This is a genomic window from Rhizobium sp. 268, from assembly GCF_036571585.1.
In the GTDB taxonomy this organism is placed as follows: Bacteria; Pseudomonadota; Alphaproteobacteria; order Rhizobiales; family Rhizobiaceae; genus Rhizobium; species Rhizobium redzepovicii.
The window spans coordinates 277,086-301,445 of record NZ_JAPPSO010000004.1 but is presented as its reverse complement, the minus strand read 5'-3'; the positions used below and the strand labels follow the sequence as shown (position 1 = coordinate 301,445).

The 24,360-nt window shown below is 61.3% G+C and carries 26 protein-coding genes; 13 read left to right on the top strand and 13 right to left on the bottom strand.

Features of this window, described 5'->3' with window-relative positions:
• Positions 1-17 precede the first annotated feature (17 nt).
• The 7 genes from OS035_RS10165 to OS035_RS10135 all read right to left on the bottom strand — a co-directional run bounded on the left by OS035_RS10165 (position 18) and on the right by OS035_RS10135 (position 7,406).
• Entirely contained in the window at positions 18-1,658 is a 1,641-nt protein-coding gene (locus OS035_RS10165; protein WP_183779408.1) for a dihydroxyacetone kinase subunit DhaK, read from the bottom strand.
• Between the two features lie 53 nt (positions 1,659-1,711).
• Positions 1,712-2,740: an ABC transporter ATP-binding protein gene (locus OS035_RS10160; RefSeq protein ID WP_183779406.1), complete on the bottom strand. Its 1,029-nt coding sequence runs from the start codon at positions 2,738-2,740 to the stop codon at positions 1,712-1,714.
• Positions 2,733-3,830 carry an ABC transporter ATP-binding protein gene (locus OS035_RS10155; RefSeq protein WP_097625834.1) on the bottom strand — a complete coding sequence of 366 codons (1,098 nt, stop codon included), beginning with the start codon at positions 3,828-3,830 and terminating at the stop codon, positions 2,733-2,735. The genes OS035_RS10160 and OS035_RS10155 overlap by 8 nt, the downstream gene beginning before the upstream one ends.
• A 3-nt stretch (positions 3,831-3,833) precedes the next feature.
• Complete coding sequence (locus tag OS035_RS10150) at positions 3,834-4,046, bottom strand: hypothetical protein (RefSeq protein ID WP_097625833.1); 213 nt, start codon at positions 4,044-4,046, stop codon at positions 3,834-3,836.
• A complete protein-coding gene (locus OS035_RS10145) occupies positions 4,043-4,996 on the bottom strand; it encodes a carbohydrate ABC transporter permease (RefSeq protein WP_183779404.1) in 954 nt (317 codons plus the stop codon). The genes OS035_RS10150 and OS035_RS10145 overlap by 4 nt, the downstream gene beginning before the upstream one ends.
• A complete protein-coding gene (locus OS035_RS10140; protein ID WP_183779402.1) occupies positions 4,993-5,961 on the bottom strand; it encodes a carbohydrate ABC transporter permease in 969 nt (322 codons plus the stop codon). Before OS035_RS10140 ends, OS035_RS10145 begins: the two co-directional genes overlap by 4 nt.
• A gap of 119 nt (positions 5,962-6,080) precedes the next feature.
• Positions 6,081-7,406 carry an ABC transporter substrate-binding protein gene (locus OS035_RS10135; RefSeq protein ID WP_097625830.1) on the bottom strand — a complete coding sequence of 442 codons (1,326 nt, stop codon included), beginning with the start codon at positions 7,404-7,406 and terminating at the stop codon, positions 6,081-6,083.
• Positions 7,407-7,943: 537 nt separating this feature from the next.
• Here OS035_RS10135 and OS035_RS10130 point away from each other — a divergent pair.
• The 5 genes from OS035_RS10130 to OS035_RS10110 all read left to right on the top strand — a co-directional run bounded on the left by OS035_RS10130 (position 7,944) and on the right by OS035_RS10110 (position 14,405).
• Positions 7,944-9,389, top strand: coding sequence for an MFS transporter (locus OS035_RS10130; RefSeq protein ID WP_097625829.1), 1,446 nt, complete (start codon positions 7,944-7,946; stop codon positions 9,387-9,389).
• 276 nt (positions 9,390-9,665) lie between these two features.
• A complete protein-coding gene (locus OS035_RS10125) occupies positions 9,666-10,730 on the top strand; it encodes a sensor histidine kinase (RefSeq protein ID WP_097625828.1) in 1,065 nt (354 codons plus the stop codon).
• 122 nt (positions 10,731-10,852) lie between these two features.
• Positions 10,853-11,404, top strand: a complete 552-nt coding sequence (locus OS035_RS10120) for a DUF924 family protein (RefSeq protein WP_097625827.1) — start codon at positions 10,853-10,855, stop codon at positions 11,402-11,404.
• Positions 11,405-11,494: 90 nt separating this feature from the next.
• Positions 11,495-14,026 (top strand): mechanosensitive ion channel family protein, encoded by a 2,532-nt coding sequence (locus OS035_RS10115; protein WP_097625826.1) that lies wholly within the window; start codon positions 11,495-11,497, stop codon positions 14,024-14,026.
• 112 nt (positions 14,027-14,138) lie between these two features.
• Positions 14,139-14,405 (top strand): hypothetical protein, encoded by a 267-nt coding sequence (locus tag OS035_RS10110; protein ID WP_097625825.1) that lies wholly within the window; start codon positions 14,139-14,141, stop codon positions 14,403-14,405.
• Between the two features lie 6 nt (positions 14,406-14,411).
• Here OS035_RS10110 and OS035_RS10105 read toward each other — a convergent pair whose 3' ends face one another.
• The gene (locus OS035_RS10105) at positions 14,412-14,996 is read right to left on the bottom strand and encodes a hypothetical protein (RefSeq protein ID WP_331813643.1); all 585 of its coding nucleotides are present in this window, start codon (positions 14,994-14,996) and stop codon (positions 14,412-14,414) included.
• A 464-nt stretch (positions 14,997-15,460) separates the two neighbouring features.
• Between OS035_RS10105 and OS035_RS10100 the strand changes: the two genes are divergently transcribed.
• Both OS035_RS10100 and OS035_RS10095 read left to right on the top strand, forming a co-directional pair.
• Positions 15,461-16,291 carry a response regulator gene (locus tag OS035_RS10100; protein WP_003593930.1) on the top strand — a complete coding sequence of 277 codons (831 nt, stop codon included), beginning with the start codon at positions 15,461-15,463 and terminating at the stop codon, positions 16,289-16,291.
• A gap of 186 nt (positions 16,292-16,477) precedes the next feature.
• Positions 16,478-17,809, top strand: coding sequence for a diguanylate cyclase (locus tag OS035_RS10095; protein ID WP_097625824.1), 1,332 nt, complete (start codon positions 16,478-16,480; stop codon positions 17,807-17,809).
• Positions 17,810-17,862: 53 nt separating this feature from the next.
• Here the strand turns inward: OS035_RS10095 and OS035_RS10090 are convergent, their stop codons facing one another.
• Both OS035_RS10090 and OS035_RS10085 read right to left on the bottom strand, forming a co-directional pair.
• On the bottom strand, positions 17,863-18,885 hold the full coding sequence (locus OS035_RS10090; RefSeq protein ID WP_003564299.1) for a GlxA family transcriptional regulator: 1,023 nt from the start codon (positions 18,883-18,885) through the stop codon (positions 17,863-17,865).
• A gap of 295 nt (positions 18,886-19,180) precedes the next feature.
• The gene (locus OS035_RS10085; RefSeq protein ID WP_003593933.1) at positions 19,181-19,381 is read right to left on the bottom strand and encodes a hypothetical protein; all 201 of its coding nucleotides are present in this window, start codon (positions 19,379-19,381) and stop codon (positions 19,181-19,183) included.
• Between the two features lie 274 nt (positions 19,382-19,655).
• Here OS035_RS10085 and OS035_RS10080 point away from each other — a divergent pair, with 274 nt between their 5' ends.
• Genes OS035_RS10080 through OS035_RS10070 form a run of 3 tightly spaced genes read left to right on the top strand, consistent with a single transcriptional unit; the run spans position 19,656 to position 20,368 of the window.
• Complete coding sequence (locus tag OS035_RS10080; RefSeq protein ID WP_012557983.1) at positions 19,656-19,889, top strand: DUF2171 domain-containing protein; 234 nt, start codon at positions 19,656-19,658, stop codon at positions 19,887-19,889.
• Between the two features lie 50 nt (positions 19,890-19,939).
• Positions 19,940-20,149 (top strand): DUF2945 domain-containing protein, encoded by a 210-nt coding sequence (locus OS035_RS10075; protein ID WP_097625823.1) that lies wholly within the window; start codon positions 19,940-19,942, stop codon positions 20,147-20,149.
• 33 nt (positions 20,150-20,182) lie between these two features.
• Positions 20,183-20,368 carry a DUF3008 family protein gene (locus tag OS035_RS10070; RefSeq protein ID WP_097625822.1) on the top strand — a complete coding sequence of 62 codons (186 nt, stop codon included), beginning with the start codon at positions 20,183-20,185 and terminating at the stop codon, positions 20,366-20,368.
• Positions 20,369-20,407: 39 nt separating this feature from the next.
• On the opposite strand, the gene OS035_RS10065 is transcribed toward OS035_RS10070, so the two are convergent.
• The gene (locus tag OS035_RS10065; RefSeq protein ID WP_097625821.1) at positions 20,408-21,127 is read right to left on the bottom strand and encodes an MgtC/SapB family protein; all 720 of its coding nucleotides are present in this window, start codon (positions 21,125-21,127) and stop codon (positions 20,408-20,410) included.
• Between the two features lie 228 nt (positions 21,128-21,355).
• Between OS035_RS10065 and greA the strand changes: the two genes are divergently transcribed.
• Both greA and OS035_RS10055 read left to right on the top strand, forming a co-directional pair.
• Positions 21,356-21,838: a transcription elongation factor GreA gene (gene greA, locus OS035_RS10060; RefSeq protein ID WP_097625820.1), complete on the top strand. Its 483-nt coding sequence runs from the start codon at positions 21,356-21,358 to the stop codon at positions 21,836-21,838.
• Between the two features lie 131 nt (positions 21,839-21,969).
• A complete protein-coding gene (locus OS035_RS10055) occupies positions 21,970-22,329 on the top strand; it encodes a hypothetical protein (RefSeq protein WP_097625819.1) in 360 nt (119 codons plus the stop codon).
• On the opposite strand, the gene OS035_RS10050 is transcribed toward OS035_RS10055, so the two are convergent.
• Positions 22,320-23,228, bottom strand: a complete 909-nt coding sequence (locus OS035_RS10050) for a LysR family transcriptional regulator ArgP (RefSeq protein WP_331813642.1) — start codon at positions 23,226-23,228, stop codon at positions 22,320-22,322. The two genes, OS035_RS10055 and OS035_RS10050, sit on opposite strands and share 10 nt — an antisense overlap.
• 99 nt (positions 23,229-23,327) lie before the next feature.
• Here OS035_RS10050 and OS035_RS10045 point away from each other — a divergent pair, with 99 nt between their 5' ends.
• On the top strand, positions 23,328-23,936 hold the full coding sequence (locus OS035_RS10045; protein WP_097626053.1) for a LysE/ArgO family amino acid transporter: 609 nt from the start codon (positions 23,328-23,330) through the stop codon (positions 23,934-23,936).
• Between the two features lie 149 nt (positions 23,937-24,085).
• On the opposite strand, the gene OS035_RS10040 is transcribed toward OS035_RS10045, so the two are convergent.
• The gene (locus OS035_RS10040) at positions 24,086-24,304 is read right to left on the bottom strand and encodes a hypothetical protein (RefSeq protein ID WP_097625817.1); all 219 of its coding nucleotides are present in this window, start codon (positions 24,302-24,304) and stop codon (positions 24,086-24,088) included.
• Positions 24,305-24,360: the final 56 nt, after the last annotated feature.

Genomic DNA, 24,360 nt, shown 5'->3' with positions numbered 1-24,360 from the left:
CTCAAACTTTACTCAGGTCAGGCGAGGCTGGCCACCACCCCGAACGCGCCGGCAACCGCGACGGCGCCGGGATCGGCGACGCCCGCCAGATCTCTTTCGCCGATATAGGAGGCGCGCCCGGCTCTCGCCTTCGTCATCGTCTTCGTCGACTCGGCGCCTGATGCCGCAGCCTTTGCCGCCGCAGCGACATCGCCCGACGCGAGCGCCTGCAGGGCGGGCGACAGCGCATCGACCATCGTCCGGTCGCCGACTCCGGCGCCCCCATAGAACGTCATCCTGTCGAGCCCTGCAAGGAGAGCGGCGGCGAATTCGGCCTTGTCAGCCATCGCCTTTGCCGCCGCGGTGAAGAAGATCGATAGCAGCACGCCGCTCGACCCGCCCATGCTGGTGCCGAGGATATCGCCGAGCGAGGCGAGCGTTGCCGCCGGACGATCTAGCGGCAGCGTGTCGAGGCGGGCAAGCACGCTGCGGGCGCCCGCCGACACTGTCGAGCCGGTATCGCCGTCGCCGACGCGGCCGTCCAGCCTGTTGAGTTCGCTTTCCTGCGAGATCAGATGCTCGCAGAGCGCCGTGATCAAGCGACGGTTGCGCGTGTTTTCCCCGGCTGCGGCCGCGCCATTCATGCCGGCCGGCGTTCTCGGTGCGGCGATGATGTTGATCTCGTGGCGTTCGACGGCAGGCATCCAGGCATGCGGTTCCACCGCCGCCGTCAGCGCAGCCTCGCGAACGTCATCCAGCCGGATCAGCGACAGCGAGAAGCCGTTCATATTGAGCGCGGTCATCATCGGCGCCGGCCCGATGATCAGTCGGACGTGACGGCCAAGCCGCGAGGACAGCACGGCATTTGCGATGACCGCCATTTCGAGCGGCGGCACGGCGCCGAGATTGTTGACGAGGAGGGCGTGGCTTACCCCTTCGCGCAACGTCGGCGACAGGCGGGCCACCATGGTGGCGACGATATCGGCGACCGGCTGCAGCGTGATGCGCTCGATGCCAGGTTCGCCGTGGATGCCGAGGCCGAGTTCGCCCTCGTCGGCTCCGAGACGGTCCTCATGCGCCTGGCCGGGCACGCTGCAAGTGGAGAGCGACATGCCAAGCGAAATGATGTCGCCTGCGGCACTAGCGGCATAGGTTGCGACCGTCTTCAGGTCCTCGCCCCTTTCGGCGTGATAGCCTGCGATCTTGTGGACGAATAGCGTGCCGGCCACGCCGCGCGGCTGGTTGATGCCGGGGATAGCGATGTCGTCGGCGACGATGACCATCTCGACATCGAAGCCTTCGGCGCGCGCCTTTTCGGCGGCGAGGCCGAAATTCAGGCGGTCGCCGGTATAGTTTTTGACGATCAGCAGGGCGCCCTTTTCGCCGGCGACGGCGCGGATCGCCGTCAGCACGGCATCGACACTCGGCGAGGCGAAGATTTCGCCGGAGACGGCAGCCGTTAGCATGCCCTTACCGACGAAGCCGGCATGGGAGGGCTCATGACCGGCGCCGCCGCCTGATATGATCGCCACCTTCGACTTGTCCCAGTCGGCGCGCAGGATCACCTTGATGTCGGGATAGCTGTCGAGGCGGGCAAGACGGCCAGCACCGCTCGTCAGAAGCAGACCGTCCAAGGCTTCGGTGACGATGTTTTCCCTGCGGTTGAAGAAATGTTTCATCGATTGACACCCGTCTGTTTGTTTTTCATGCCATCACCACGTCTGTTTGCCGGTCAGGAAAGGCGCTGTCCACTCGCGTCGAAATAAAGCGGATCGCGCAGCGTCAGGCTGATCCGGTCGCCCGGTGCGATCGCCAGATATGGATCTGCAAGTGTGACGAGCTTGTGATCCCGCGCAGGCTGTTTGGGATCGGCAACCCTGATGTGCAGGTGGTTCTGGTCGCCGAGATGCTCGATCCAGTCGATCTCGGCATTGGCATCCTTGCCGACGATTATGTCGAGATGTTCGGTGCGGGCGCCGACTGTCTTCGTGCCGGCCGGCGGCCGGCCGCCCGGCAGGAGGTCCGCCGGCAGAAGGTTGATGTGCGGCTGGCCGAGGCGGGCGGCGACGTGCAGATTGGCGGGATTGCCATAGATCTCGCGCGGTGTTCCGACTTGCATCAGCCGGCCCTCGGCGACGATGCCGATCCGGTCGGCCATGGTCATGGCTTCCACCTGGTCATGGGTGACATAGAGCAGCGTCGAGCCGAGTTCCTTCTGGATGCGCTTCAGTTCCAGGCGCAGTTCGGCGCGCAGCTTCGCATCGAGCGAGGACAAGGGTTCATCCATCAGATAGATCGCCGGCCGGCGCACCAATGCCCGTCCGATCGCGACACGCTGCATCTCGCCGCCGGAAAGCCTGGTCGAGCGGTTCTCCAGCTTGTGGTCGATCCTGACCATGCGGGCGACCTCGCGGACGCGCCGGTCGATCTCCATCGCACTCAGCTTGCGGACCGGCGCCTTCAGCGGGAAGGCGAGGTTCTCGTAAACCGTCATGTGCGGATAGAGCGAATATTGCTGGAAGACGAAGGCAACGTCACGCTCGGCGGGTGCTTCCGCGGCGACATCGCGGCCGCCGATCTCGATGCGGCCGCTATCCGGCCTTTCCAGGCCGGCGATCAGCCGTAGCGTCGTGGTCTTGCCGGCGCCTGTAGGACCGAGCAGCACGACGAATTCGCCGTCGCGGATCGACAGATCGAGATCCGATAGAGCCTGGGTGTCGCCGAAGCGCTTGTTAAGTTTTCTGAGGACGACATCAGCCATGCCGGGTCTCCTGATAGAGCTGGGACGGCACCGCGCGGCCCGACGTGCAATCGAAGAGCGCGAGTTTCAACGGGTTGAATTCGAGGCCGACTGTCTCGCCGATCCGGAAGCTGCGATTGGCGGGAACGCGGGCCTTGATCAGGCCGCCCTGGGTTTCCACGGCCACGACCTGGTTGGTGCCGAGATATTCGCTGCCGTAGATGGCGCCGCGGAGCGCCGAGGCGTCGCTGAATCGGATATGCTCCGGCCGCACGCCGAGCGCGAGCTCGCTTTGGGCCATGTCCTGATGGATCTCCGGAACGGCGACATCGACGCCGTCGAGCAGGATGGAGCGGTCACCGCTTTTCAGTCCCGAGGTGAAGCGCATGAAGTTCATCGGCGGTGAGCCGATGAAATCGGCGACATACATGGTCGCGGGCTTGGCGTAGATTTCCTGCGGCGTGCCGAACTGCTCGATGATGCCATGGTTCATGACGGCAATCTTGTCGGCCATCGCCATCGCCTCGTGCTGGTCGTGAGTGACGTAGACGGTCGTGGCATGGATGCGGTTGTGCAGTTCGCGTAGCTCGTGGACCATGATTTCGCGGAACTCGGCGTCGAGCGTGCCGAGCGGCTCGTCCATCAGGAAGCATTTCGGGCGCCGGACGATGGCGCGGCCGAGCGCCACGCGCTGCCGGTCGCCGCCGGCGAGACCGGAGACCGAGCGGTTGAGAATATGGTCGATCTGCAGCAGGCGAGCGGTCTCTTCGACGCGCTGGCGGATTTCGGCCTTGGGCATGCCCTGCGACAGCAAGGGGAAGCCGATATTCTTGCGCACGTTCATATGCGGGTAGAGTGCGAAGAGCTGGAAGACGAAGGCGATGTCACGGGCGCTGGCGCGGTTGAACGTAACATCCTCGCCGTCGAGATAGATCTTGCCACTGCTCGGCAGCTCGAGGCCGGCGATCATGCGAAGCGTCGTCGTTTTGCCGCAGCCTGATGGACCGAGCAGCGCCAGGAATTCACCGTCATGAACGGTGAAGCTCGAATCCTGCACGGCGACGAAACTGCCGAACTCCTTGCGGAGATTTTCGATCCGGATATCCGCCATGATTTACTCCGGGAATTTCGAGACGATGATGAACATGACGGTGCCCGCAAGGAGGGTGACCAGCGAATAGGTGTAAAGCACCAGCAGGAAGGGCTGGAACAGCATCAGGAAGCCGAGCCCGATCAGAACGGTTGCGATGCTCTCCATCGGGCCGCGGCGCAGGAAGAATGGTCGTTTCGAGCGGGCAGGGGTGCGTGTTTCGATCAGGTGGGTCATTTGCGGACGGCTCCGAAGGTGATGCCGCGCAGCAGCTGCTTGCGCAATAAAATGGTGAAGACGAGGATCGGGATCAGGAAGATCGTCGTGCCGGCGGCGACGGCCGGCCAGTCCTGCCCGCCTTCGCCGATTATCGTCGGGATGAAGGGCGGTGCGGTCTGGGCCTCGCCCGAGGTCAGCAGGGCGGCGAAGGCATATTCGTTCCAGGCAAAGATCAGGCAGAAGATCGCGGTCGCGGCGATGCCGGTGGTTGCCTGCGGCAGCACGACCTTGCGGAAGGCCTGCAGCCTCGTATAGCCGTCGATCATCGCCGCTTCCTCGTATTCGCGCGGGATCTCGTCGATAAAACCCTTGAGCAGCCAGACGGCGAGCGAGACGTTGACGGCGGTATAGAGCAGGATCATGCCCACGGCCGTGTCCGACAAGCCGAGTTCGCGATACATCAGGTAGATCGGGATGGCGACGGCAATCGGCGGCATCATGCGCGTCGACAGGATGAAGAACAACAGGTCGTCGGCAAGCGGGACCTTGAAGCGCGAGAAGCCATAGGCGGCAAGCGTTCCGAGTAAGACCGCCAGGAAGGTGGAGCCGAAGGCGATCACCAGCGAATTGATGAAGCGCGGCAGGAAATTCGACGGACCTGCGATCACCATGTTGCGCTTGCGGGTCACCTCATCACAGGTGCCGACCGGCGCCGGCAGCGAGGCGATATAGTCGGGCGTCTGCCGCGTACGCGTGGTGAACAGGTTGCAATAACCTTCGAGCGATGGCGTGAAGACGATCTTCGGCGGATAGCTGATCGAATCCGGCGGAGACTTGATGCTGGTCAGGAAGATCCAGACGAGCGGAATGAGGGTGATCAGCGCATAGAGGACGACAATCGTGCCGGCGATACGCTTGCTTGAACGGCTCGGTGCGACGACCGAATGGGCTGAGTTGGCGGCGCTCATCGTTGCTTCACCCTATTCAATGCCTTGACATAGATGTTGGCGAGCCCGAACACCGCGACGAAGAGGATGATGGCGAAGGCCGAGGCCCGGCCGGTCGCCCAGCTTTCGAAGGCAGCGCGCTTCAGCGTGATCGAGGCGACTTCGGTGACCGAGCCCGGCCCGCCACCGGTGAGCAGCGTCACCATGTCGAACATCTTGAAATTCTCGATGCCGCGGAAGAGCACGGCGAGCATGATGAAGGGCAGCGCCATCGGCACGGTGATCGACCAGAACTGGCGCCACGGCGAGGCGCGGTCGACCTCGGCCGCCTCGTAGATATAGTCGGGAATCGAGCGCAGGCCGGCGAGGCAGATCAGCATCACATAAGGCGTCCACATCCAGGTATCGACGATGATGATCGCCCAGGGCGCCAGAGTGACATTGCCAAGCATCTGGATATCGGAGGTCGGAATGCCTGATACCAGCGAGACGGCATAGGCGAAGAGACCGATTTGCGGCTCGTAGAGAAAGCGCCAGAAATTGCCGACGACGGCGGGCGACAGCATCATCGGGATCAGGATGATCGTTGTCCAGAAGGCATGGCCGCGGAACTTGCGGTCGATCAGATAGGCAAGGCTGAAGCCGATCACCGTTTGCAGGAGGATGGTCCAGAAGACGAAATGCGCGGTGGTCTGCATCGCCTGCCAGATATCGGGGTCGTTCAGCACGCGCTGGTAATTTCCAAAGCCAACACCCTGGACCGGCGCATTCGGCCGGTTGGCGCGGTAATTGGTGAAGGAGAGATAGATTGCCCAGATCAGCGGGAAGATGTTGATCGCCAGCAGTAGGATGATGGCAGGCGCGATGAACAGCCAGGCGATGGCCCTGTCGGAGAGGCCGCGGACGCGCCGGGCGACCGAGACCGGCGTTGCCCTTGCTGTCGCATCGACTGCATTCTCGACGATGGAGGAATGGGAAATGGTCAATTTTTCACCCGGTCTATTGGGATATGGAAGATCTGGCGGCCCGGCTCGTCTGCCGATCCGGGCCGCCACCCTGGTGAGGATGGCGCGCAGAGGGGTGCCGCCTGTTCCTTCGTCCGGCACTAGATCTTGCCGTCGTCCTTAAAGACGTCGCTCCAGTCCTTCACCAAGCCGTCGAGCGCTTCCTTGGCGGTGCCGTTGCCGGCAACCACGTAGTTATGGACGCGCTTCTGCATAGCTTGCAGCAGCGAGGCGTAGCTCGGCTCGGCCCAGAAGTCCTTGACGATCGCCATCGAGTCCAGGAAGGCCTGGGCATAGGGCTGGCTCTTGGCAAAATCCGGCGCATTGACCACGGAGTTCAGGCAGGAGAACCCGCCGAGCTCCCACCATTTGGCTTGCACATCGGGCTGTGCGAACCACTTGATGTATTGCAGGGCGGCGTCGCGTTTGTCGGAGTAAGAGACCACCGAGATTCCCTGGCCGCCAAGCTGGGCGAAATGCGCCTTTTCAGCAGGATTGGGGAAGAAGCCGATCCTGTCGCCGCCGACCTTCTCGTCCTTGTAGAGGCCGGGCCAGGTGAAGGCGAAGTTCATCTGCATGGCGACTTGGCCGGATTTGAAGGCGTCGGCGGATTCGACCATGTAGACGTTGGAGCTGCCGGGCGGTGTGCAGCAATCATAGAGCGACTTGTAGAATTCGAGACCCTTGACCGCGTCGGCCGAGTTTACAAAGCCCTCCATGTCATAAGGCTTCTTCGGGTTCTCGTACTGGAAGCCCCAGTCGTAAAGGACGTTGGTCACGCCCATGGTGATGCCTTCGGAGCCGCGCTCGGTATAGATCGAGGCGCCGTAGACGGTCTTGCCGTCGATCTCACGCTTCTGGAAGAACTCGGCGATCTGCTTCAGTTCGTCGTAGGTCTTCGGAGCTGCGAGATCGCGACCGTATTTCGCTTTGAATTCCTTCTGCAGTTCCGGCTTCTCGAACCAGTCCTTGCGGTAGGTCCAGCCGACGACATCGCCCATGGCAGGCAGTGCCCAGTAGTTCGGCGTGTTCTTCGGCCATTCCGAATAGCCGACGACCGTCGCCGGCACGAAGTCATCCATCTTGATGCCTTCCTTGTCGAAGAAGTCGTTGAGCTTGACGTAGTGGCCGTTCTCGGCCGAGCCGCCAATCCACTGGCTGTCGCCGATGATGAGGTCGCAGAGCTTGCCATGGGAATTCAGCTCGTTGAGGAAGCGGTCGGCATAACTCGTCCAGGGAACGAATTCGAACTTCATCTGCGTGCCAGTCTTGGCGGTGAAGTCCTTCGACAGCTCGACCAGCGCATTTGCGGGGTCCCAGGCGGCCCAGCACAGCGTCAGTTCCTCAGCTTTGGCGAGATTGGGCAATGCCGACGACATGACGAGTGCCGCAGCCAGCCCCAAAAGGGCTTTCGATGTTTTCTGCATAAGTTCCTCCCAGAACCAATGCCGGCTCCCCGCCGGCGTCGCATGTTCACCCATTTTAGAGAATGCTCACATGAACTCCTCAATCATCATGTTTAGCAATATGTTTAGTGATAGCACTTTATATAAACATTGCAAGCGCCAATCGTTGCTGCACCCAACAGGCCGCTCGCCAAGTGGGTAACGACTTCGCGGACTAATCTCGGCGCTTCCCCGAATTTGGTTTGCGAGAGTACCGATACGGAGAAATCTGACCTCGATGCGAGATGGGCCGCAGGATATGGACCTCGGTGCCGTTCCTGTTTTCCCGGGAGCGGTTCAAACTTGGCCTCGCTCCGGCGGGGCCTTTTTCTTAAAGTCGCGCCGCCCGCCGCGTCGGGAATATTCCCGCGCAGTGCGAGATTTAGCCTTTCCGGCCGCGCGCAACGAGCGTATGCAGCCATTGCGCGGCGCTTTTCCGCGTTCTCTCGCGCGGCAGATCTCCGATCGGCTTCCTTCCCGTTTTCCTGCCGCGGTATCCAAACTTTCATTGGCAGATCGATGACGACGGCAGAGACGAGCGAGAACGGGCAGGAGGCGGCAAGCGGCCGCCAGGCGAAGATCGTGGCGCTTGTCGTTGCCGTTTCCTTCTTCATGCAGATCCTCGACGGCACGATCGTCGCCACCTCGCTGCCGCAGATGGCGGCAAGCTTTAATGTCCAGCCGGTGTCGATGAGCATCGGCATCACCGTTTACATGCTGACGATGGCCGCCTTCATTCCATTGTCGGGCTGGCTCGGCGACAGGTTCGGTGCGCGCCGTATCTTCCTGATGTCGATCGCCGTCTTTACCGCCGCCTCTCTGTTTTGCGGTCTGTCCGGCAGTCTTACGGAATTTGTGCTGTGGCGGGCCCTCCAAGGCGCGGGCAGCGCGCTGATGACGCCGGTCGGGCGCATCATCGTGCTCAAGAACGCCCGCAAATCCGAACTCGTCCAGGCGATTGCGCTGATCACCTGGCCGGCGCTGACCGCACCCGTGATCGGCCCGGTGCTCGGCGGCTTCATCACCACCTATGCCAGCTGGCACTGGAACTTCCTCATCAACATCCCGGTCGGCATTCTCGGCATGGCGCTGGTGCTGCGCTTCGTGCCGGAGCAGCGCGAGACAGATCCCGGCCGGTTGGATTTCGCCGGCTTCGTTCTGAGTGCTGCAGGGTTGACCTTCCTGCTTGCCGCCCTGGAGCTTTCGGTCAAATGGGACGGCGGGCTTTTCCCCGTCATATCAATGCTCGCCGCCGGCATCGTGCTGTCTGTGATGGCGACCCGGCATTTCCTCGCTGTCGACAATCCGCTGCTCGACCTTTCAGCCTTCCGCGTCCAGACCTTCTCGATGTCGACGCTGTCGGCTGGCACGGCCTGCAGGGTGGCGATCAACGCGACGCCGTTCCTGCTGCCGCTCCTGTTCCAGCTCGGTTTCGGGCTGAGTTCGATTGCTGCCGGCACCTATCTGCTCGTCTATTTCCTCGGCAATCTCGGCATGAAGACGGTGACGACACCGCTGCTGCGATTCTTCGGCTTCCGCGTCGTGCTGGTGTTCAACGGGCTGATTGCGGCACTTTCAATCGCCGCCTGCGGTTTCCTCACGCCGGGTACACCGCAGTTTTTCATCCATGCGCTGCTTTTTCTTGCCGGCCTGTCGCGGTCGATGGAATTCACCGCGCTGAACACACTGGCCTTTGCCGATATCGGTCCGGCGCAGCGAAGCTCGGCCTCGACGCTGTCGAGCATGCTGCAGCAGGTGTCGATGCTGCTCGGCGTCGCCGTTGCGGCGGCCGTGCTGAATATCACCTCGGCCCTCAGGGGCGCCGATAATCCCGTTCTTGCCGATTTCCGCTGGGCCTTCGTCGTGGTCGGCGCGATCGGCGTCATGTCGTCGCTGCGCTTCCTGCAATTGCCGGCGGAGGCAGGCGCCGAAGTGTCCGGCCATCGGAAATTCCAGAGGAATTAGCCCGCCGGCGGAACCAATCGGGCCGCTCGGCGTTTCAGCGTTTCATTTCAGGTTTTCCGTTTCCAATCTCCTTGAACGGCTCCATGGGAACCTCCTCCAGGTCAGGTCGTGTTCTGAAAATGCCGGCTTCCAGCCATCCTCCTTCCGCGCCGCCTGCAAGAAGGGCGAGGGATAGCCGCTGTTTACCGCAGGCGGCCGATGCAATACCACATTGCTACGCGGACGACTCGGACGCTTGCGGGCGGTCGTCGCTGCGAGAGAAAGCCGGGAGATGGAATGAGCACTTCTAGCGGCGATGCGGATGCCCTGATCCGCATCCTCTATATCGATGACGACGAGGGACTCGCCCTCTTGATGCAGAAGAACCTCGGCCGGCGCGGCTTTTCGGTCGAATGGGCCGAGAGCGGTGCTGCCGGCCTTGCGAGACTCGGCAAAGGCGGCATCGACGCCGTGGTGCTCGATCATGTTCTGGCCGGCGAGACCGGACTCGACATACTGCCCTGCATCACGGCGCTGCCGGATCATCCGCCGGTCATCTATGCGACGGGTTCGGATGATACCAGCATCGCCGTCGCGGCGCTGAAAGCCGGCGCCGACGATTATATGCTCAAGGGGATCTCGGCCGATTATTTCGACCTGCTCGCCGCTGCCCTCGAACAGGCGCTGGAGCGGGCGCGCTTTCGCCGCGAGACGGCGCAGGCGCAGGAGGTGATCCGCCAGCAGCGCGACCTTGCCGAGATGCTGCTTGCCGAGGTCAATCACCGCATCGCCAACAGTCTCGGCCTTGTCGGCGCGCTGATCCGCATGCAATCCTCGATGACCAAGGACCAGGTGGCGATCGATGCGCTGCACGAAACCCAGATGCGCATCAACGCCATCGCCAGCGTGCACCGCCGGCTCTATACCAACCGGCAGGTCGGCTCGGTGCAGGTGGATGAATATCTGAACAGCCTGCTCACCGAACTCGAAGCCTCGGTGCGCGATGACAAACGGCCGCACCGCATCGTGCTCACCGCTGGGCCCGTCAATCTGGCGACCGACAAGGTGATCACGCTCGGCCTGATCGTCAGCGAGCTCGTCACCAATGCCTTCAAATACGCCTATCCCGACGGCGTGCCGGGCGAAATCCGCGTCGTTGTCGATCAGACGGATGAGGCGTTGAGGGTCATCGTCGAAGACGATGGGGCGGGATTCGATCCGGAGAGCCCGGCGAGGGGAACCGGGCTCGGCACGCGGATATTGACGGCCATGGCTGCGAGCTTGAAATCGGATTTTGCCTATGACCCCGGGCATGATGGGACAAAGGCGACGCTGGTGTTTTCGTTGAGTGAGGGGAAGTAGATAGACGTGGGTGGCTGGAAGTAGGAAGGTCTGCTGTATGGATCATGCCGCACACTATGATCCCTTCTCTGCAATGGCTTACCGACGCCGCATTATCGAACATAACGCTAGGTGAAGCGAACATGACGACGATCCGTACGCCGAGGGAAGTCTATGATTTCTGGTTCGTCCGATGCGGCCGGGAGCTGTGGTTTCGCCCGCCGCCGGAGCTCGACGTCGAGATCCGCGAAGGCTTCCGAGAGACGCATCTGACTCTTGCCGCGGGCATCAGTGATGAATGGCGGGCGGATGCCGAGAGCCGGCTCGCGGCCGTCATCGTGCTCGACCAGTTTCCCCGCAATATTTATCGCGGCACGCCTCTCGCCTTCGCAACCGACGGGCTGGCGCTTCGGGAGGCCAAGCTCGCCCTTGCCGTCGGCGCCGACCAGGTGGTCGAGACCGCCTGCCGCACCTTCTTCTATCTGCCGTTAGAACATGCCGAAGACCTTGGTGAGCAGCAACGTTCGGTGGCATTGTTCGCCGCGCTCGGCGATGAGGAATATCTGGATTATGCGATCCGCCATCGCGACATAATCGCCGCCTATGGCCGCTTTCCGCACCGCAATGCCATGCTCGGACGGGAATCGACGGCTGGGGAACGCGATTATCTCTCCAAGCCCGGGGCCGGCTTCTAAACCTTTCCAGGAGCTTCCGCCTTTCTGTCGCCTTTCTTTGCTAGGAAAAGCTGGAACTCCATCCCGACGACAACCTTTCCGGAGGCGCTTTTGCGGCTGAGGTCCATCCTGCTTCGCACCATTCTTCTCGTGACGCTGGCGCTCGCCGGCGCGCATTTCAAGGGTGCCGCAGCCTTCGCGCAGGAAGCGCAGACGCAGGCGGCCGTGCCGGCGCCTGTCGATACGCCGTTCGACCAGGCGGCGAAAGAGATCGACAAGGCGAAGGTCCAACTGACGGCGCTTCAGGACGGCGTCAAGCAGAATGCCGACAATGACGATGCGCTGGTTGGGCTCGCGACCAAGGCCGACGAGCTCAGCCGCGCCGTCATCACCATATCGGTCAATCTCAGGCCGCGTTTCGACCAGATAAAGAACCGGCTTGCCGAGATCGGCGATCCGCCGAAGGACGGGCAGCCTCCCGAAGCCGAGATCGTCACCCAGGAGCGCAATACGCTCGCTGCCGAGCGGGCGCAGATCAATGCGGTGACAGGCGACGCCGAAAACCTGTCGATCGCGGTGACGAAGCTCGTCAACCAGATCATCGAGATGCGGCGGCAGCTGTTTGCCGATACGCTTTTCAAGCGGACCGAGGTCTCCGCTTCGGTGATCGACGATGCGGCTGGCGCCTTCGTGCACGAGATCAGCGAATTCTCGCAGGCTCTGTCGAGCTGGGCCGTCTTCGTCTGGAAATTCAAGCGTTTTCCGATGTTTGCCGCGATCTTCCTGTCGCTCGCCTCAGCGCTCATCCTGCTTTCCGGCAGCTACCGGCTGTTCGGCGCGTATCTACGCCGCGATGAGGCGGTCGAGGAGCCATCCTATATCGGCCGGTTGTCGATCGCCTTCTGGTCGACCCTGATCCGTACGCTGGCGCTCTCGGTGCTGCTCGTCACCTCGTTCTTCTTCCTGAACGGCTTCAACGTGCTGAGGCCGGATATCGCGCCGGTCATCGGCGCGCTGTTCGGGACAATCGGGCTCGTCTATTTCGTCGGCCGCTTCGTCAACGCCATCTTCGCGCCGCGTGAGCCGCGCTGGCGGCTTGTGCGGCTTTCCAATCTCGGCGCCCGCTCGATCGGCTATTGCCTGCTGGCGATGGCTGTGGTCAACGGGCTCGACTATCTGTTCGGCACCGTCAGCGAGGCGATGGGCTCGCCGCTGGTGCTGACCGTGATCAGAAGCCTGTTTGCGGCGCTGATCATCGGCATGATCCTGATCACGGTCTCCTTCGGCAAGCCGATGCTGGCGAGGAACGGCGATCCCGACGCGCCGGGAAGGCATTGGCCGCGCGGCATGGCGATCATCCTGCGGGTCGTCGGCGCCAGTCTCATCATCGCCGCGCTGACAGGGTATGTCGGGCTCGCGCGCTTCGTCGCCACGCAGCTCATCATCACCGGTGCTGTTGTCGCCACCATGTATGTCGGCCTGCTTTCCGGCAAGGCGATTTCAAGGCAGGAAAGCTTTGGCGATACCTTCTTTGCCCGCTTCCTGACACGCCGCTTCAATCTGGGGCCGGTGGCGATTGACCAGGCCGGCCTGCTCGTCGGCCTTGCCATCTATGCCGTGGCGCTGATCGTCGGCGTCCCGCTGATCCTGCTGCTCTGGGGCTTTCATGTGCAGGATCTGCAGATCATCGCCTATAGGCTGTTTACCGAGGTCAGGCTCGGCGGCATCAGCATCTCCCTGCTCGGCATCTGCACCGGCATCCTGCTGTTTGCCGGCGTCTACCTGCTGACACGCTGGCTGCAGCGCTGGCTCGACGGAAATGTGATGGCAAGAAGCCATGTCGATCTCGGCGTGCGCAATTCGGTCAAGACGGGCATCGGCTATCTCGGCGTCGGCATCGCCGCGATCATCGGCGTCTCGGCCGCCGGCATCGATCTGTCGAGCTTCGCGCTCGTCGCCTCGGCGCTCTCTGTCGGTATCGGTTTCGGCCTGCAGAACATCGTTTCCAACTTCGTCTCCGGCCTGATCCTGCTCGTCGAGCGGCCGTTCAAGGTCGGCGACCACGTCGTCTCGGGCACGGCCGAAGGCATCGTCAAGCGCATCTCGGTGCGCGCCACCGAGATCGAGACTTTCCGCAAGCAGTCGATCATCGTGCCGAATTCGGAGCTGATCAACGGCCTGGTCGGCAACTGGACGCATCGTAACAAGATCGGCCGCTCGGAAATTCCGGTTTCCGTCAGCTACAATGCCGATCCGCAGCAGGTGATGGATATACTGCTGGAACTGACGGCGAAGATACCGCTGGTCATGCGCAATCCCGAGCCGCACGTCGAATTCCTGCGCTTCGGACCCTATTCGCTTGATTTCGAGTTGCGCTTCTTCCTCGCCGACATGGGCGACGGCATGACGGTGCGCAACAATCTCAGGATCGAGATTCTCCGGCGTTTCAAGGCCGAAGGCATCGAGATCCCGCTGCCGCAGAGCGACCTCACCATCCATCGCGATGCTCCGCCTGTCCTTGCCAATGCCGTCAAGGAGCGGACGGACGGCCGGGACACTCCAAAGAACAAGCCCATCGAGGAAGAGGAGCGGCCGGTGCGGCAGCTGCGCGGGCGGACGGCGGATGGCAGCTTGAAGAGCTGAACGGCTCATTCAGCCATCATTCACAGGTCTATGTGCATGATCTCCACCATCGGGATCGCTGCCGAGGGCAGCACCGGTCGTTCGAGGGGAGGGCGCGCCCGCGCCGCCGCACATGATGGCAAGGTTTGCCGCCGTTTTGCTTGTCCCGCTGCTTGCCGCGCCCGCGGTTCAGGCGGCATCCATCACCAACACCGATCCGGCTGCAGTGGTGCTTGTCATCACCGAGAGCGGCCAGCGCGTCGAGGTCGTGGTCGATGCCGGTGCTTCGGAGAACCTCTGCGCTTCCGGCTGTTTCATGACGACGCCCGACGGCGACCGCATCGGGCTTGACGGCGGCGAGACGATCGACATTGTCAAGGGCTCGGCCGTGGTGAAGTAAGCGGGATCAGACGATCCGCTTGCCCTTGGCGTCGAGCACTTTCTCGCCGTCTTCCTTGGTGAAGGCGCCTTTGTGCGTCTCAGGCAGGATTTCCAGTACCAGCTCGGAGGGGCGCGACAGGTGGCGCTTAAGCAGAAATTCCTCACCAGACCGGCGCGCCTCCCGGCATTGCGGCGTGCCGCCAGTCGATCTCTCGAATTCCAGCAGGCCTTCCAGCACATTGATGGTGCTGGCGAAAGGGGAGCGGTAGGAGCCGTCGACCCGCAAGCAGTTCCAGCCGCCGTCGTCGAGACGCTCGCCGGTCAGCCTGTCGACAATTGGCGAGACATCGATGCCGAAATAAGCGCCGTCGGCGATCGTGCGGCGGTTGATGCATTCTTCGACTTCGCCCTGCCAATAGGGCTGGCCGTCTTCTTCCCAACGGGCGTTGGTGCCGATCAATTCGACGCTGCGCCTGGCCTGCCCGCAGGCGGGATCGAGACCGAATTCCCTGAGTTGCGACAGCGAAAAGCTCGTGGCCGTCCATGGCTGGCCGTGCTCGCGCCATTCCTGGGGATCGAAACCGGCGGCAGGAAGGCGCCGCCCGCCCATTGCCCGTCCTCGTCCCGGCAGGCAAGCAGCCTGGCGCCCCAGCCCTCGGTCTCCACCTGGCCCGCTCGGCCATCCATTCCCGCTCCGGGGCGTCCAGCAGGCCGCGCATCACCTGCCACCGGATCGACGGGTCGGAATCGATCAGCCATTCGATCACCGGGTCGGATTGGGTCATGGGCAAGCCTCGTCGGCGGGTCGGTCGTAACCCTGTTTAAAAATGCTTCGGCGGCGCGCTGCCAGCCGATGGGCGCGCGTAAGTGGCGTCTTACCCGCGTGATCGGCCCGTCCTTCGAGGCTGCAGCCTCCGTTTCGCGGCTGATTTCTTAATCATATCTGCAAGAAGTCGGAGGTGGCCCTATCAGGCCGCTTCTTCGTTTCACATCCGGACGCGCCGATTAATAATTACTCAAATCAATTGATGTACCAAATTGATCCGGGGACAGATTTTACATCAAAGGTTTGCTATGGCGTTTCTAGGTATTTCGGGGATGCAATATTCCGGGGAAATGTTTGCTGGTGCGCGTATTATTGTCGCGGAAGATTCCAACGTATTCACCTCGATGATCAGCAAACGCCTCAAGGAGCTGTTCGACATTGACGTCGAGATCTGCCGCAGCTTCGAGGATCTGCAGTTTTCCTACGACAAGTCTTCCGATCCGATCACGCTGGCAATCTCGAACATCAACCTGCCCGGCGCCGAAAACGGCGAAGCGCTTGAATATCTGGTCGATCTTTCCATCCCGACCATCGTCTTTACCGGCACCTTCCACGACGGCATGCGCGACAAGCTGATGGCCAAGGACATTGTCGACTATATCCTCAAGGACAATATCTTCGCCGTCGACCTTCTGGCGGAATCGATTTGCCGGTTCCTGACCAATCATCGTCACCACGTGCTGATCGTCGACGACAGCGCCACGGCCCGCGCGCTGCTGTCGAGCCGGCTGAAACGCTATAATTTCCGCGTCAGCACCGCCGAGAACGGCGCCAAGGCATTGGAGATCCTGAAGGCCAACCGCGATATCGGCCTGATGATCACCGATTACAACATGCCCGACATCGACGGCTTCGAGCTGACGCGGCGCATCCGCTCGAATATCGGCTCGCATGAGTTGCGCATCATCGGCGTTTCCTCCTCCTCGAACCGGTTGCTTTCCGCGCGTTTCCTGAAGGCCGGTGGCAATGATTTCATGCTGCGCCCCTTCATCGACGAGGAGTTCTATTGCCGCGTCAACCAGAACCTCGATACGCTGTTGCAAATCCAGTCGATGCGCAGGGAGCGGGCGGTTGCCTGACGGCCCTTCCAGTATCGATATCGCCAGCGAGGCGGAGATGATGGTCGCAGACCGTCATCGAATTTCTGCAATTACAAGTAACGCCGTCATTTGTCCCCTTCACGCGCGCAGGCCCCTCGGTTATCGTCCGCCGCGCCGGGGAGAGGGCCGAGTCGAGGCCATCGGACGCATGGGGGATTAGCGGCTGTGGCTTTTCAAGCGGATTTTCAGCGAGATGGCATCGGGCTCCGCTCAGGCGGGCTCAAAATACTTCTGGTTGAAGATTCCCGGATGTTTTCCGCTGTGCTCTGCCATCGGTTCCAGACGGAGCTCGGCCTTGCAGTCAAGTCCTGCCCGTCGTTGAAGGCTCTTCGCGAGGAACTTGCCGAGGACGGTCACGGCTATACCATGGCCGTCGTCGATCTAAACCTGCCGGATTCGCCCTATGGCGAAGCGCTTGACTGCACGATCGAGCACGATATCCCGGCGATCGTCTTCACCGCGACATTCGATCTCAACACGCGCAACAGGATCATGGAGCGCAATGTCATCGATTACGTGCTGAAGGACAATGAATTCGCGCTCGACAATCTGGTTGCCACCGTCCGGCGGGCGATCTCCAACCGCAAGACGCGGGTGCTCGTTGTCGATGATGTCGTCTCGGCGCGGCAGGTGCTGGTCGACCTGCTGAAGGCGCAGCAATATCTCGTCGTCGAGGCAAATTCGGGGCTCGAGGCACTGGCAGCACTCGAGGCTTACAGCGATATCGAGCTCGTCGTCACCGACCACCATATGCCCGACATGAGCGGCTACGAGCTGACGCGGCGTATCCGCCACCGCTTCGGATCGGACAGGCTGCGCGTCATCGGTGTTTCCGCCTCCAATGACCGCATGCTGTCTGCCAGTTTCCTCAAGGCCGGCGCCAGCGATTTCGTCTACCGGCCCTTCGTCGCCGAGGAATTGCAGTGCCGCATCGCCAACAATGCGGAAACGCTGGCGCAGATGCGGCAGCTGAGGGCGGCGGCGGCGTGCGACTACCTGACCGGCCTCTACAACCGCCGCTATTTCTACGACAACGGCCCGAAGCTGGTGAATGAGTGTCTGCGGCTGAAAGTGCCGAGTTCCGTGGCCATTCTCGATATCGACCATTTCAAGCGGCTGAACGATACCTACGGCCACGAGATCGGTGACAAGGTGCTGAAGGCTGTCGCGAACAGGCTGTTCACGATCTTCGACGGCAGCGACAATCTGCTCTCGCGGCTTGGCGGCGAGGAATTCGCCATCCTTTTCCCACAGATGGATTCCCTTGCCGCGACCAAGCTTTGCGACGAGATCCGCTCGGACATTTCCCGGCTGAAGGTCACCGCCGACGACGAGGAACTCGGCGTCACGATTTCGATCGGCATTGCCGAAATCGAAGGCTACGAAACTTTCGAGAACTACCTCAACGCCGCCGACCAGTTCCTCTATATGGCCAAGCACAGAGGCCGCAACCAGGTCTATTCCGACGCCAGGATGACGGAAGAAGCGGCGCAATAAGCTATTCAGGCGAAGCGCCGCCCTAATGTCAGGCGGCGCGCTCTTTCAAACTCTCAGGCAGCGACCGCCTGCTGGCGCGCGGTCGCCATGGTCATCTTGCGCTCGGCGCGCTCCTGCTGCGGCGAGCGATGGTAGAGTTCGCGATAACACTTGGAGAAATGCGAGGCCGAGACGAAACCGCAGGCAACCGCGACCTCGACGACGGGCATCGAGGATTGCACCAGAAGATGGCGGGCGCGATCGAGGCGGATTTCGAGATAGTAGCGGGCCGGCGAGCGGCCCATCTCCTGGCGGAACAGCCGTTCGATCTGGCGGCGGGAGAGGCCGGCACCATCGGCGATCTCGATCAGCGACAGCGGCTCGGCCAGATTGCCTTCCATCAGCTCGATGATCGACAGTACCTTGGCGTTCTGCACGCCGAGGCGGGCGCGCAGCGGCAGGCGCTGGCGGTCGTGCGGGTTGCGCACGCGGTCGGTCAGGTGCTGTTCGCAGATACGGTTGACGAGGCTTTCGCCGAAATCCTCGCCGACGAGGTTCAGCATCATGTCGAGCGAGGCGGTGCCGCCGGCGCAGGTATAGAGATTGCCGTCGATCTCGTAGAGATCGGCATAGACTTCAGCCTGCGGAAAGGCTTCCGAAAAGCCCGGCAGGTTTTCCCAGTGAATGGCGCAGCGCTTGCCGTTCAGAAGGCCGGCCTGGGCCAGCACATGCGCGCCCGTACAGAGGCTGCCGACGGCAACGCCGCGATTGTAGCACTCACGCAGCCAGGCATTGACCGACTTGTTGTTGAACTGCTCGACATCGATGCCGGAACAGACAAGCACCATGCCCGGCCGGTTTTCGCCGCCGAGATGGCGGCGCTCTTCGGCGAGCGAGGAATTGGCCTCGACGCCGATGCCGCAGGAGGAATAGACCTTCTCCCCGTCGAGGGAGGCGAGCCGCCAGGTATAGGCCTGGTAGCCGAGCATGCGATTGGCGATGCGCAAGGTGTCCACGGCCGCCGAAAAGGGCAGCATGGTGAATTGCGGTACCATAAAGAAGACCAGCGAACGCTTCTTGATCTGCATCCTGTTCATAGCGAAATCCATGCTCGAGGGGCGATGATACATTCGTTGCGCGGAATGCGTCGCGCCGATGTCCTGAAAGCGACACTGGCATGGAAAAATGCGGCCGGGAAGAGCAAATATGCGACATTGGTCGCGATCTAGTCAGTCAAACCGCCCGGAGGGCTGAGGATGGGACAAAGATCGGGCTGACGGGCGACTGACATTCAAGCCTGAAAACGGCCTGGGAATGGGCGGTCAGGCCGCGAAAAAGGCGGCGTTGCGTGATGCAGACGCCGCCCTCATCTTGAGAGGAATGTCGCATTCATTACATGGTCCGGTGTTTGTTGTCGTCCGTGCTCGGCCAGCCAATATCCTTGCGAATGTCGAAGGGCATCGCTTCGATTTCACGGGCGGTCCGCCAGCGGGTCCAGGCAAGCACGAGCTTGCGAGCATAATTTGCCAGATCGAAGCGGCCTGCGCCGGAGGTGAAGGGCTTGCCGCCACCGCGATAGGTGAGCGTGGTCATTTTCCGGTTCCTTTCTTAGGTCAGGGACATGGTCATCGATGGGAGGTTCGTCCATGTCCATGATGCCAATATGGCCTCTGGGAACCCATCATTCAAACGAATAGAGTTTATGGATAACATCAGAGATATTGAATGATCATTGCGCCGCTGCCGGGTTTTCTTGAGTCGCTGGATTGATCCCGGCCAGCATAATTCCGGCTGCGGCAAGACGCATCGGAACCATGTCCGCTCCACGTCGTTGCCGCTTCGTAGCAATGACGCAAAGGAGGAAACGATGATTTCCGCAGACCAGATCCGAGAACATATGGAAGTGCGGGCTGCCGACGGCACCCATATGGGGACGGTCGATCATCTCGACGGTCCCACCCGCATCAAGCTGACGAAGACCGACTCGGAAGACGGCAAACACCACCTGATCCCGATCGATTGGGTCGATCACGTCGACGCACATGTTCACCTGTCGAAGAATGCCAGGGATGTCCGCAGCCAGTGGGCCACCATCAACTGACGAGCAATCGGCTGCGGCTTCGGCCGCAGCCCCATATCAAGGGAACACATATGTCCAAACAATTGAAAAAGGGCGACGAAGTAAGCTGGGATACCAGCCAGGGAGAGACCGAAGGCAAGGTGGTGAAGAAGCAGACCAGCCCCACGAAGATCAAAAGTCACCAGGTGAAGGCATCGGCGGCGGAGCCGCAATATATCGTCGAGAGCGATAAATCGGGAAAACGCGCCGCGCACAAGCCAGACCAACTGAGGAAGCTTTAAAGGGCTGCTGATCCCAACGAGAAGGAGATCGATATGCCAGCCAAGTCCAAGGCCCAGCAGAAGGCGGCGGGTGCCGCACTCTCGGCCAAGCGCGGCGATACGCCCAAGAAAGAGCTCAAGGGTGCCTCGAAGCAGATGGAGGAATCCATGAGCGAGAAGCAGCTGGAGGAGTTCGCCTCCACCAAAAGAAAGGGTAAACCGGAGCACGCCTCCAAATAGGTCGAAGAACAGCGGCAGCGATGGCGGGGGTCGTCCTGTTCACGTCGTCGTCGAATGCATCGAGAAATTCGCGACCTCGTGCGTCTCGGAGACGGCGAAAAGGATTGCGCGTGCTGATGCATCCGGATCTTTCGCCAGCCAGCGCAATTCGAACGTCACGCCGATGCGGCCGTCTTCGGCCTGTCCCAGCGAAACGAACAATGCGCTGCACTCAACAGAGTCCAGCACAGCTGACAGGTCGGGAATATTGGAGCTCGAGCCATAGACGACGAGTGTCGCCTTGCGTTCGCAGCGCAGCCAACTGTCCAGGCGTTTCAGTGGCGACAGCACGATGAAGGCAACGACCGTCGCCACTGTGCCGGTGACGACCTGGCCGCCGCCGAAACAGAGGCCGACGACCGTCATGAACCACAAGGTTGCCGCCGTGGTGACGCCGGTCATCATGTCGCCGCGCCTGAGGATTGCTCCGCCGCCGATAAAGCCAACGCCTGTGAGGACGCCGAGCGGAAAACGCAGCACGTCCATCTGCGTGAAGAAACTCAGGGTTTTTCCGTAGGTCGAGAGTAGCAGGTTCGCCTGGACCATTGCGATGCAGGCGGCAAGCGCCACCAGGATCGTGGTCCTGAAGCCTGCGGCGTGGCCGCCGCGCTCGCGATCGAGGCCGATAAGGCCGGCGGCAATCACCGTCAGCATGATGCGCGCGGCGATATCCCACCAGCTCGGCGTCAGCGGCATGGCGTCGGTCAGGAGCGAAGGCATGCCGGGCTCCAGGCTTCGTCTCGCCCTTTACGCTGCTCGTCGGGCATTCGATCCTCCTCAGCCTCGATGCATCAGGGTCTAAACGCCATACGGCGCAGGACGTTTCCGTTGCGCCGCGGCCGCCAGGTCGAGATTGGCGGTTCGGTGGCAGCCGGTGTATGTATGGTTTCAAATATGGGCAGTTCGCCCGTCAACCAAAGGGCGTTGCGCCCAAAACGGAGTATAGAATTGGCTGTCGCCTTCACCAAGGAAGAGAGTTTCGAAACCGCTTCGGAAACCCTGCTGCCCGATCGTCCGGTTTCGCCGCATCTGAACCTGGTCACGGAGGCCGGGCTCACGGCTCTGGAATGGCAGTTCCGGCAAGCTCGCGAGGCTTATGATGCAGCGAGCACAATCGATGACGTGAACGAACGGCGGCGGCAGGCTGCAGGTCCCTTGCGCGACCTGCGCTACCTCGCGGTAAGGCTACGCACCGCCCAACTTATGGCCGATCCTGCGTCAACCGACACTGTTGCCTTTGGCAGCACGGTGACCTTCAGCCGTGACGACGGGCGCGTGCAGACCTATCGGATCGTCGGCGAGGATGAGGCCGATCCCAAGGCCGGATCGATTTCCTATGTCTCGCCGGTGGCGCGGTTGCTGATGGGCCGGGCTGTCGGCGACGTGGTGGAAACGGGCGGCCAGGAACTTGAGATCATCACTATCGCATAGGACGCGATCTCTAAGTGGTGTCGGATTCAGCGACACGCAATTATTGTTATAAAAATGGTACTGCTTGGTACTTTATTTATGAGGCATTTACCAATCGTGACTTAGAAGGTGACATTCCATCATCGAAAGTCATGCTTATGGTCAGCGCAATTTCCAGTTCTGCATCCACCATTCTGAGTTCAGCCGCTTCAACCTCGTCTTCCAGTTCATCGAATCAACTTGCTTCTCTCGAGGCGCAGCTTGCCGAAAAGCAGGCAGCCCTGTCGCAGACAAAGGACGAGAAAGAGAAAGCCACAATCGAAAAATCCATCGAGACGCTGGAAGCCAAGATTGCCAAGCTCGAAGCGTCCGAGAGCAGCAAGGCCGAGGCGTCTGCCGGATCGAAGCCCGCCGCCGAGGCTCCGCAGGAGCTTGCCGGCGAAAGCGACCGTATCGGCACGAAGAATTTCGACGAGACCAGCGAGTTCGGCAGCCGCACCGCTTACGTTTGATCGCAATAGAGGCGGCGCTTCGCCACAGTGACGACTTCGCGCGTCAGCTCCGCCAGGCGGTCGGCGGCGAGGCGGTTGATCTGCCAATAGAGTGGAATATCCAGCGGTGTACCGGGAACGAGTTCCACAAGCCGACCTGAGGCGAAATGTTCGCGGGTCAGCTGAATCGGGTTCATCCCCCAGCCCATACCCGAAAGGGCGGCCTCGACGAAGCTTTGCGTCGAGGGCAGCCAGTGGGTGGGGTGATCGAGATCCTGTCCGAAGGTCTGCCTTATCCAGCCGCTCTGCAACCTGTCCTTCTGATTGAAGGTCAGCGTCGGCGCATTGCGGATCGCCTCGGCGGTAACGCCATCAGGAAAGTGGCGCGCAACGAAATCGGGGCTCGCCGTGGCGTGATAGCGGAGAATGCCGAGTTCGAAGCGACGGCATCCCCTGATCGGCTTTTCCAGACTGGTGACGGCGGCGATCACCCGTCCGCGCTCAAGCCATTCGGCGGTGTGATCCTGGTCGTCGACGGCGATGTTCAGGAGGTAGGACGCGTTCTTCGCGAAATTCGCCATGGCCTCGACGAACCACGTTCCGAGACTATCGGCATTGGTGGCGATCTGAAGGGTGACCCGCTGGCGCGGCTCGTCGGGATCAAAGAGCGCCGGCAACTGCCCGAGGAGTTCGGCCTCCAACATGCCGACATTCTCCATGTGACGACAGAGCCATTCTCCTTTTTCCGTTGCCGTGCAGGGCGTGCCTCTGACGATGAGCACGGTGCCAAGACGCTCTTCGAGTTGCTTCACGCGCTGCGAAATCGCCGATGGCGTGACGTTGAGGATGGTCGCGGCGCGTTCAAAGCTGCCGGTCTGGACAACGCTTGCGACCGCGCGCAGGGCGGGATAATCGAGCATGGATTAGTTTTTCTTAATTGGGATAAGTTGGATTAATTAGTCTAATTCGCGGAATGGCGATAGCCCACCGTTACCGAAGTGAGGGTGTTCGCCGAAGCAATGAATTTTTCGATCTATGCCACCGGCCTGATGATGGGCCTCAGCTTGATTGTCGCAATCGGTGCGCAGAACGCTTTCATCCTGCGCCAGGGTCTGCGCAATGAACATGTTTTCGCCGTCTGTCTCGCCTGCGCGCTCTCAGATGCCGTGCTGATCGTGCTCGGCGTGACCAGCCTGCAGCAGATCGCCCGGTTCATGCCTTGGCTCGATCCGGTCATGCGTTATGGAGGGGCGGCGTTTCTCGCCTGGTATGGCACGAAAAGCCTCTATTCCGCCTTTCGGTCATCCGCTACCCTCTCGGCGGCAGAAGCCAAGACTTCAAGCTTTCGCCAGACGCTCGCAACCTGCCTCGCGCTCACCTGGCTGAATCCGCACGTCTATCTCGATACGGTCGTGCTGCTCGGCACGATCTCGACGCGTTACCCCGAACAGCAGGCTTCGTTTGCCGCGGGAGCGGTAACGGGTTCCTTCCTGTTCTTCTTCTCTCTCGGATATGGCGCGACATGGCTGCGGCCGATTTTCTCGAAACCGTCGTCCTGGCGGATGGTGGAAACAGTCGTCGCTTTCACCATGTGGATCATCGCCTTCAAGCTGCTCGGCGGGATGTAGACGACTCAACGGTCGGCTTTACGCACGGTGACGAATTGGCGAGCCGTCCTTGCGGTTCCTGTTCAGCAGACCCGTGCGCAGACCAAGTCAGAACCTGCGACAAATTGCAAGCTCTGCGCGTCTGAAAAAAGCGGCGCTGGCGGCGCGCCTTATGCGCGGCTCGGTGATTCTACGATCCTCAGCGCCCGCTTCGGCCGAGCGGCCCTGTTCACAAGCGGCGGCTCCATTTCACGCTGACAATCGGCCATCAGGTGCGACGGAAATCGCTTCAATTCCCGCAACGCATGCTCGTGGTTCGCATCTCTGCGCCGGCGCGACTTGAATGCGGAAAGAGCCTGTACGATATTCCATGTGCTTGATTGTGCCATGTTCGGCCTCCTTTGCTTGCTTTAGCCTCCGATACCCAGAATATGAGTGCCGATTG

What these genes read in the sequence shown, in the direction of transcription:
- OS035_RS10165 (WP_183779408.1), bottom strand. Translation starts at nt 1,658, where the DNA reads ATGAAACATTTCTTCAACCGCAGGGAAAACATCGTCACCGAAGCCTTG.
- OS035_RS10160 (WP_183779406.1), bottom strand. Translation starts at nt 2,740, where the DNA reads ATGGCTGATGTCGTCCTCAGAAAACTTAACAAGCGCTTCGGCGACACC.
- OS035_RS10155 (WP_097625834.1), bottom strand. Translation starts at nt 3,830, where the DNA reads ATGGCGGATATCCGGATCGAAAATCTCCGCAAGGAGTTCGGCAGTTTC.
- OS035_RS10150 (WP_097625833.1), bottom strand. Translation starts at nt 4,046, where the DNA reads ATGACCCACCTGATCGAAACACGCACCCCTGCCCGCTCGAAACGACCA.
- OS035_RS10145 (WP_183779404.1), bottom strand. Translation starts at nt 4,996, where the DNA reads ATGAGCGCCGCCAACTCAGCCCATTCGGTCGTCGCACCGAGCCGTTCA.
- OS035_RS10135 (WP_097625830.1), bottom strand. Translation starts at nt 7,406, where the DNA reads ATGCAGAAAACATCGAAAGCCCTTTTGGGGCTGGCTGCGGCACTCGTC.
- OS035_RS10130 (WP_097625829.1), top strand. Translation starts at nt 7,944, where the DNA reads ATGACGACGGCAGAGACGAGCGAGAACGGGCAGGAGGCGGCAAGCGGC.
- OS035_RS10125 (WP_097625828.1), top strand. Translation starts at nt 9,666, where the DNA reads ATGAGCACTTCTAGCGGCGATGCGGATGCCCTGATCCGCATCCTCTAT.
- OS035_RS10120 (WP_097625827.1), top strand. Translation starts at nt 10,853, where the DNA reads ATGACGACGATCCGTACGCCGAGGGAAGTCTATGATTTCTGGTTCGTC.
- OS035_RS10110 (WP_097625825.1), top strand. Translation starts at nt 14,139, where the DNA reads ATGATGGCAAGGTTTGCCGCCGTTTTGCTTGTCCCGCTGCTTGCCGCG.
- OS035_RS10105 (WP_331813643.1), bottom strand. Translation starts at nt 14,996, where the DNA reads ATGGGCGGGCGGCGCCTTCCTGCCGCCGGTTTCGATCCCCAGGAATGG.
- OS035_RS10100 (WP_003593930.1), top strand. Translation starts at nt 15,461, where the DNA reads ATGGCGTTTCTAGGTATTTCGGGGATGCAATATTCCGGGGAAATGTTT.
- OS035_RS10090 (WP_003564299.1), bottom strand. Translation starts at nt 18,885, where the DNA reads ATGAACAGGATGCAGATCAAGAAGCGTTCGCTGGTCTTCTTTATGGTA.
- OS035_RS10085 (WP_003593933.1), bottom strand. Translation starts at nt 19,381, where the DNA reads ATGACCACGCTCACCTATCGCGGTGGCGGCAAGCCCTTCACCTCCGGC.
- OS035_RS10080 (WP_012557983.1), top strand. Translation starts at nt 19,656, where the DNA reads ATGATTTCCGCAGACCAGATCCGAGAACATATGGAAGTGCGGGCTGCC.
- OS035_RS10075 (WP_097625823.1), top strand. Translation starts at nt 19,940, where the DNA reads ATGTCCAAACAATTGAAAAAGGGCGACGAAGTAAGCTGGGATACCAGC.
- OS035_RS10070 (WP_097625822.1), top strand. Translation starts at nt 20,183, where the DNA reads ATGCCAGCCAAGTCCAAGGCCCAGCAGAAGGCGGCGGGTGCCGCACTC.
- OS035_RS10065 (WP_097625821.1), bottom strand. Translation starts at nt 21,127, where the DNA reads ATGCCTTCGCTCCTGACCGACGCCATGCCGCTGACGCCGAGCTGGTGG.
- OS035_RS10055 (WP_097625819.1), top strand. Translation starts at nt 21,970, where the DNA reads ATGCTTATGGTCAGCGCAATTTCCAGTTCTGCATCCACCATTCTGAGT.
- OS035_RS10050 (WP_331813642.1), bottom strand. Translation starts at nt 23,228, where the DNA reads ATGCTCGATTATCCCGCCCTGCGCGCGGTCGCAAGCGTTGTCCAGACC.
- OS035_RS10045 (WP_097626053.1), top strand. Translation starts at nt 23,328, where the DNA reads ATGAATTTTTCGATCTATGCCACCGGCCTGATGATGGGCCTCAGCTTG.
- OS035_RS10040 (WP_097625817.1), bottom strand. Translation starts at nt 24,304, where the DNA reads ATGGCACAATCAAGCACATGGAATATCGTACAGGCTCTTTCCGCATTC.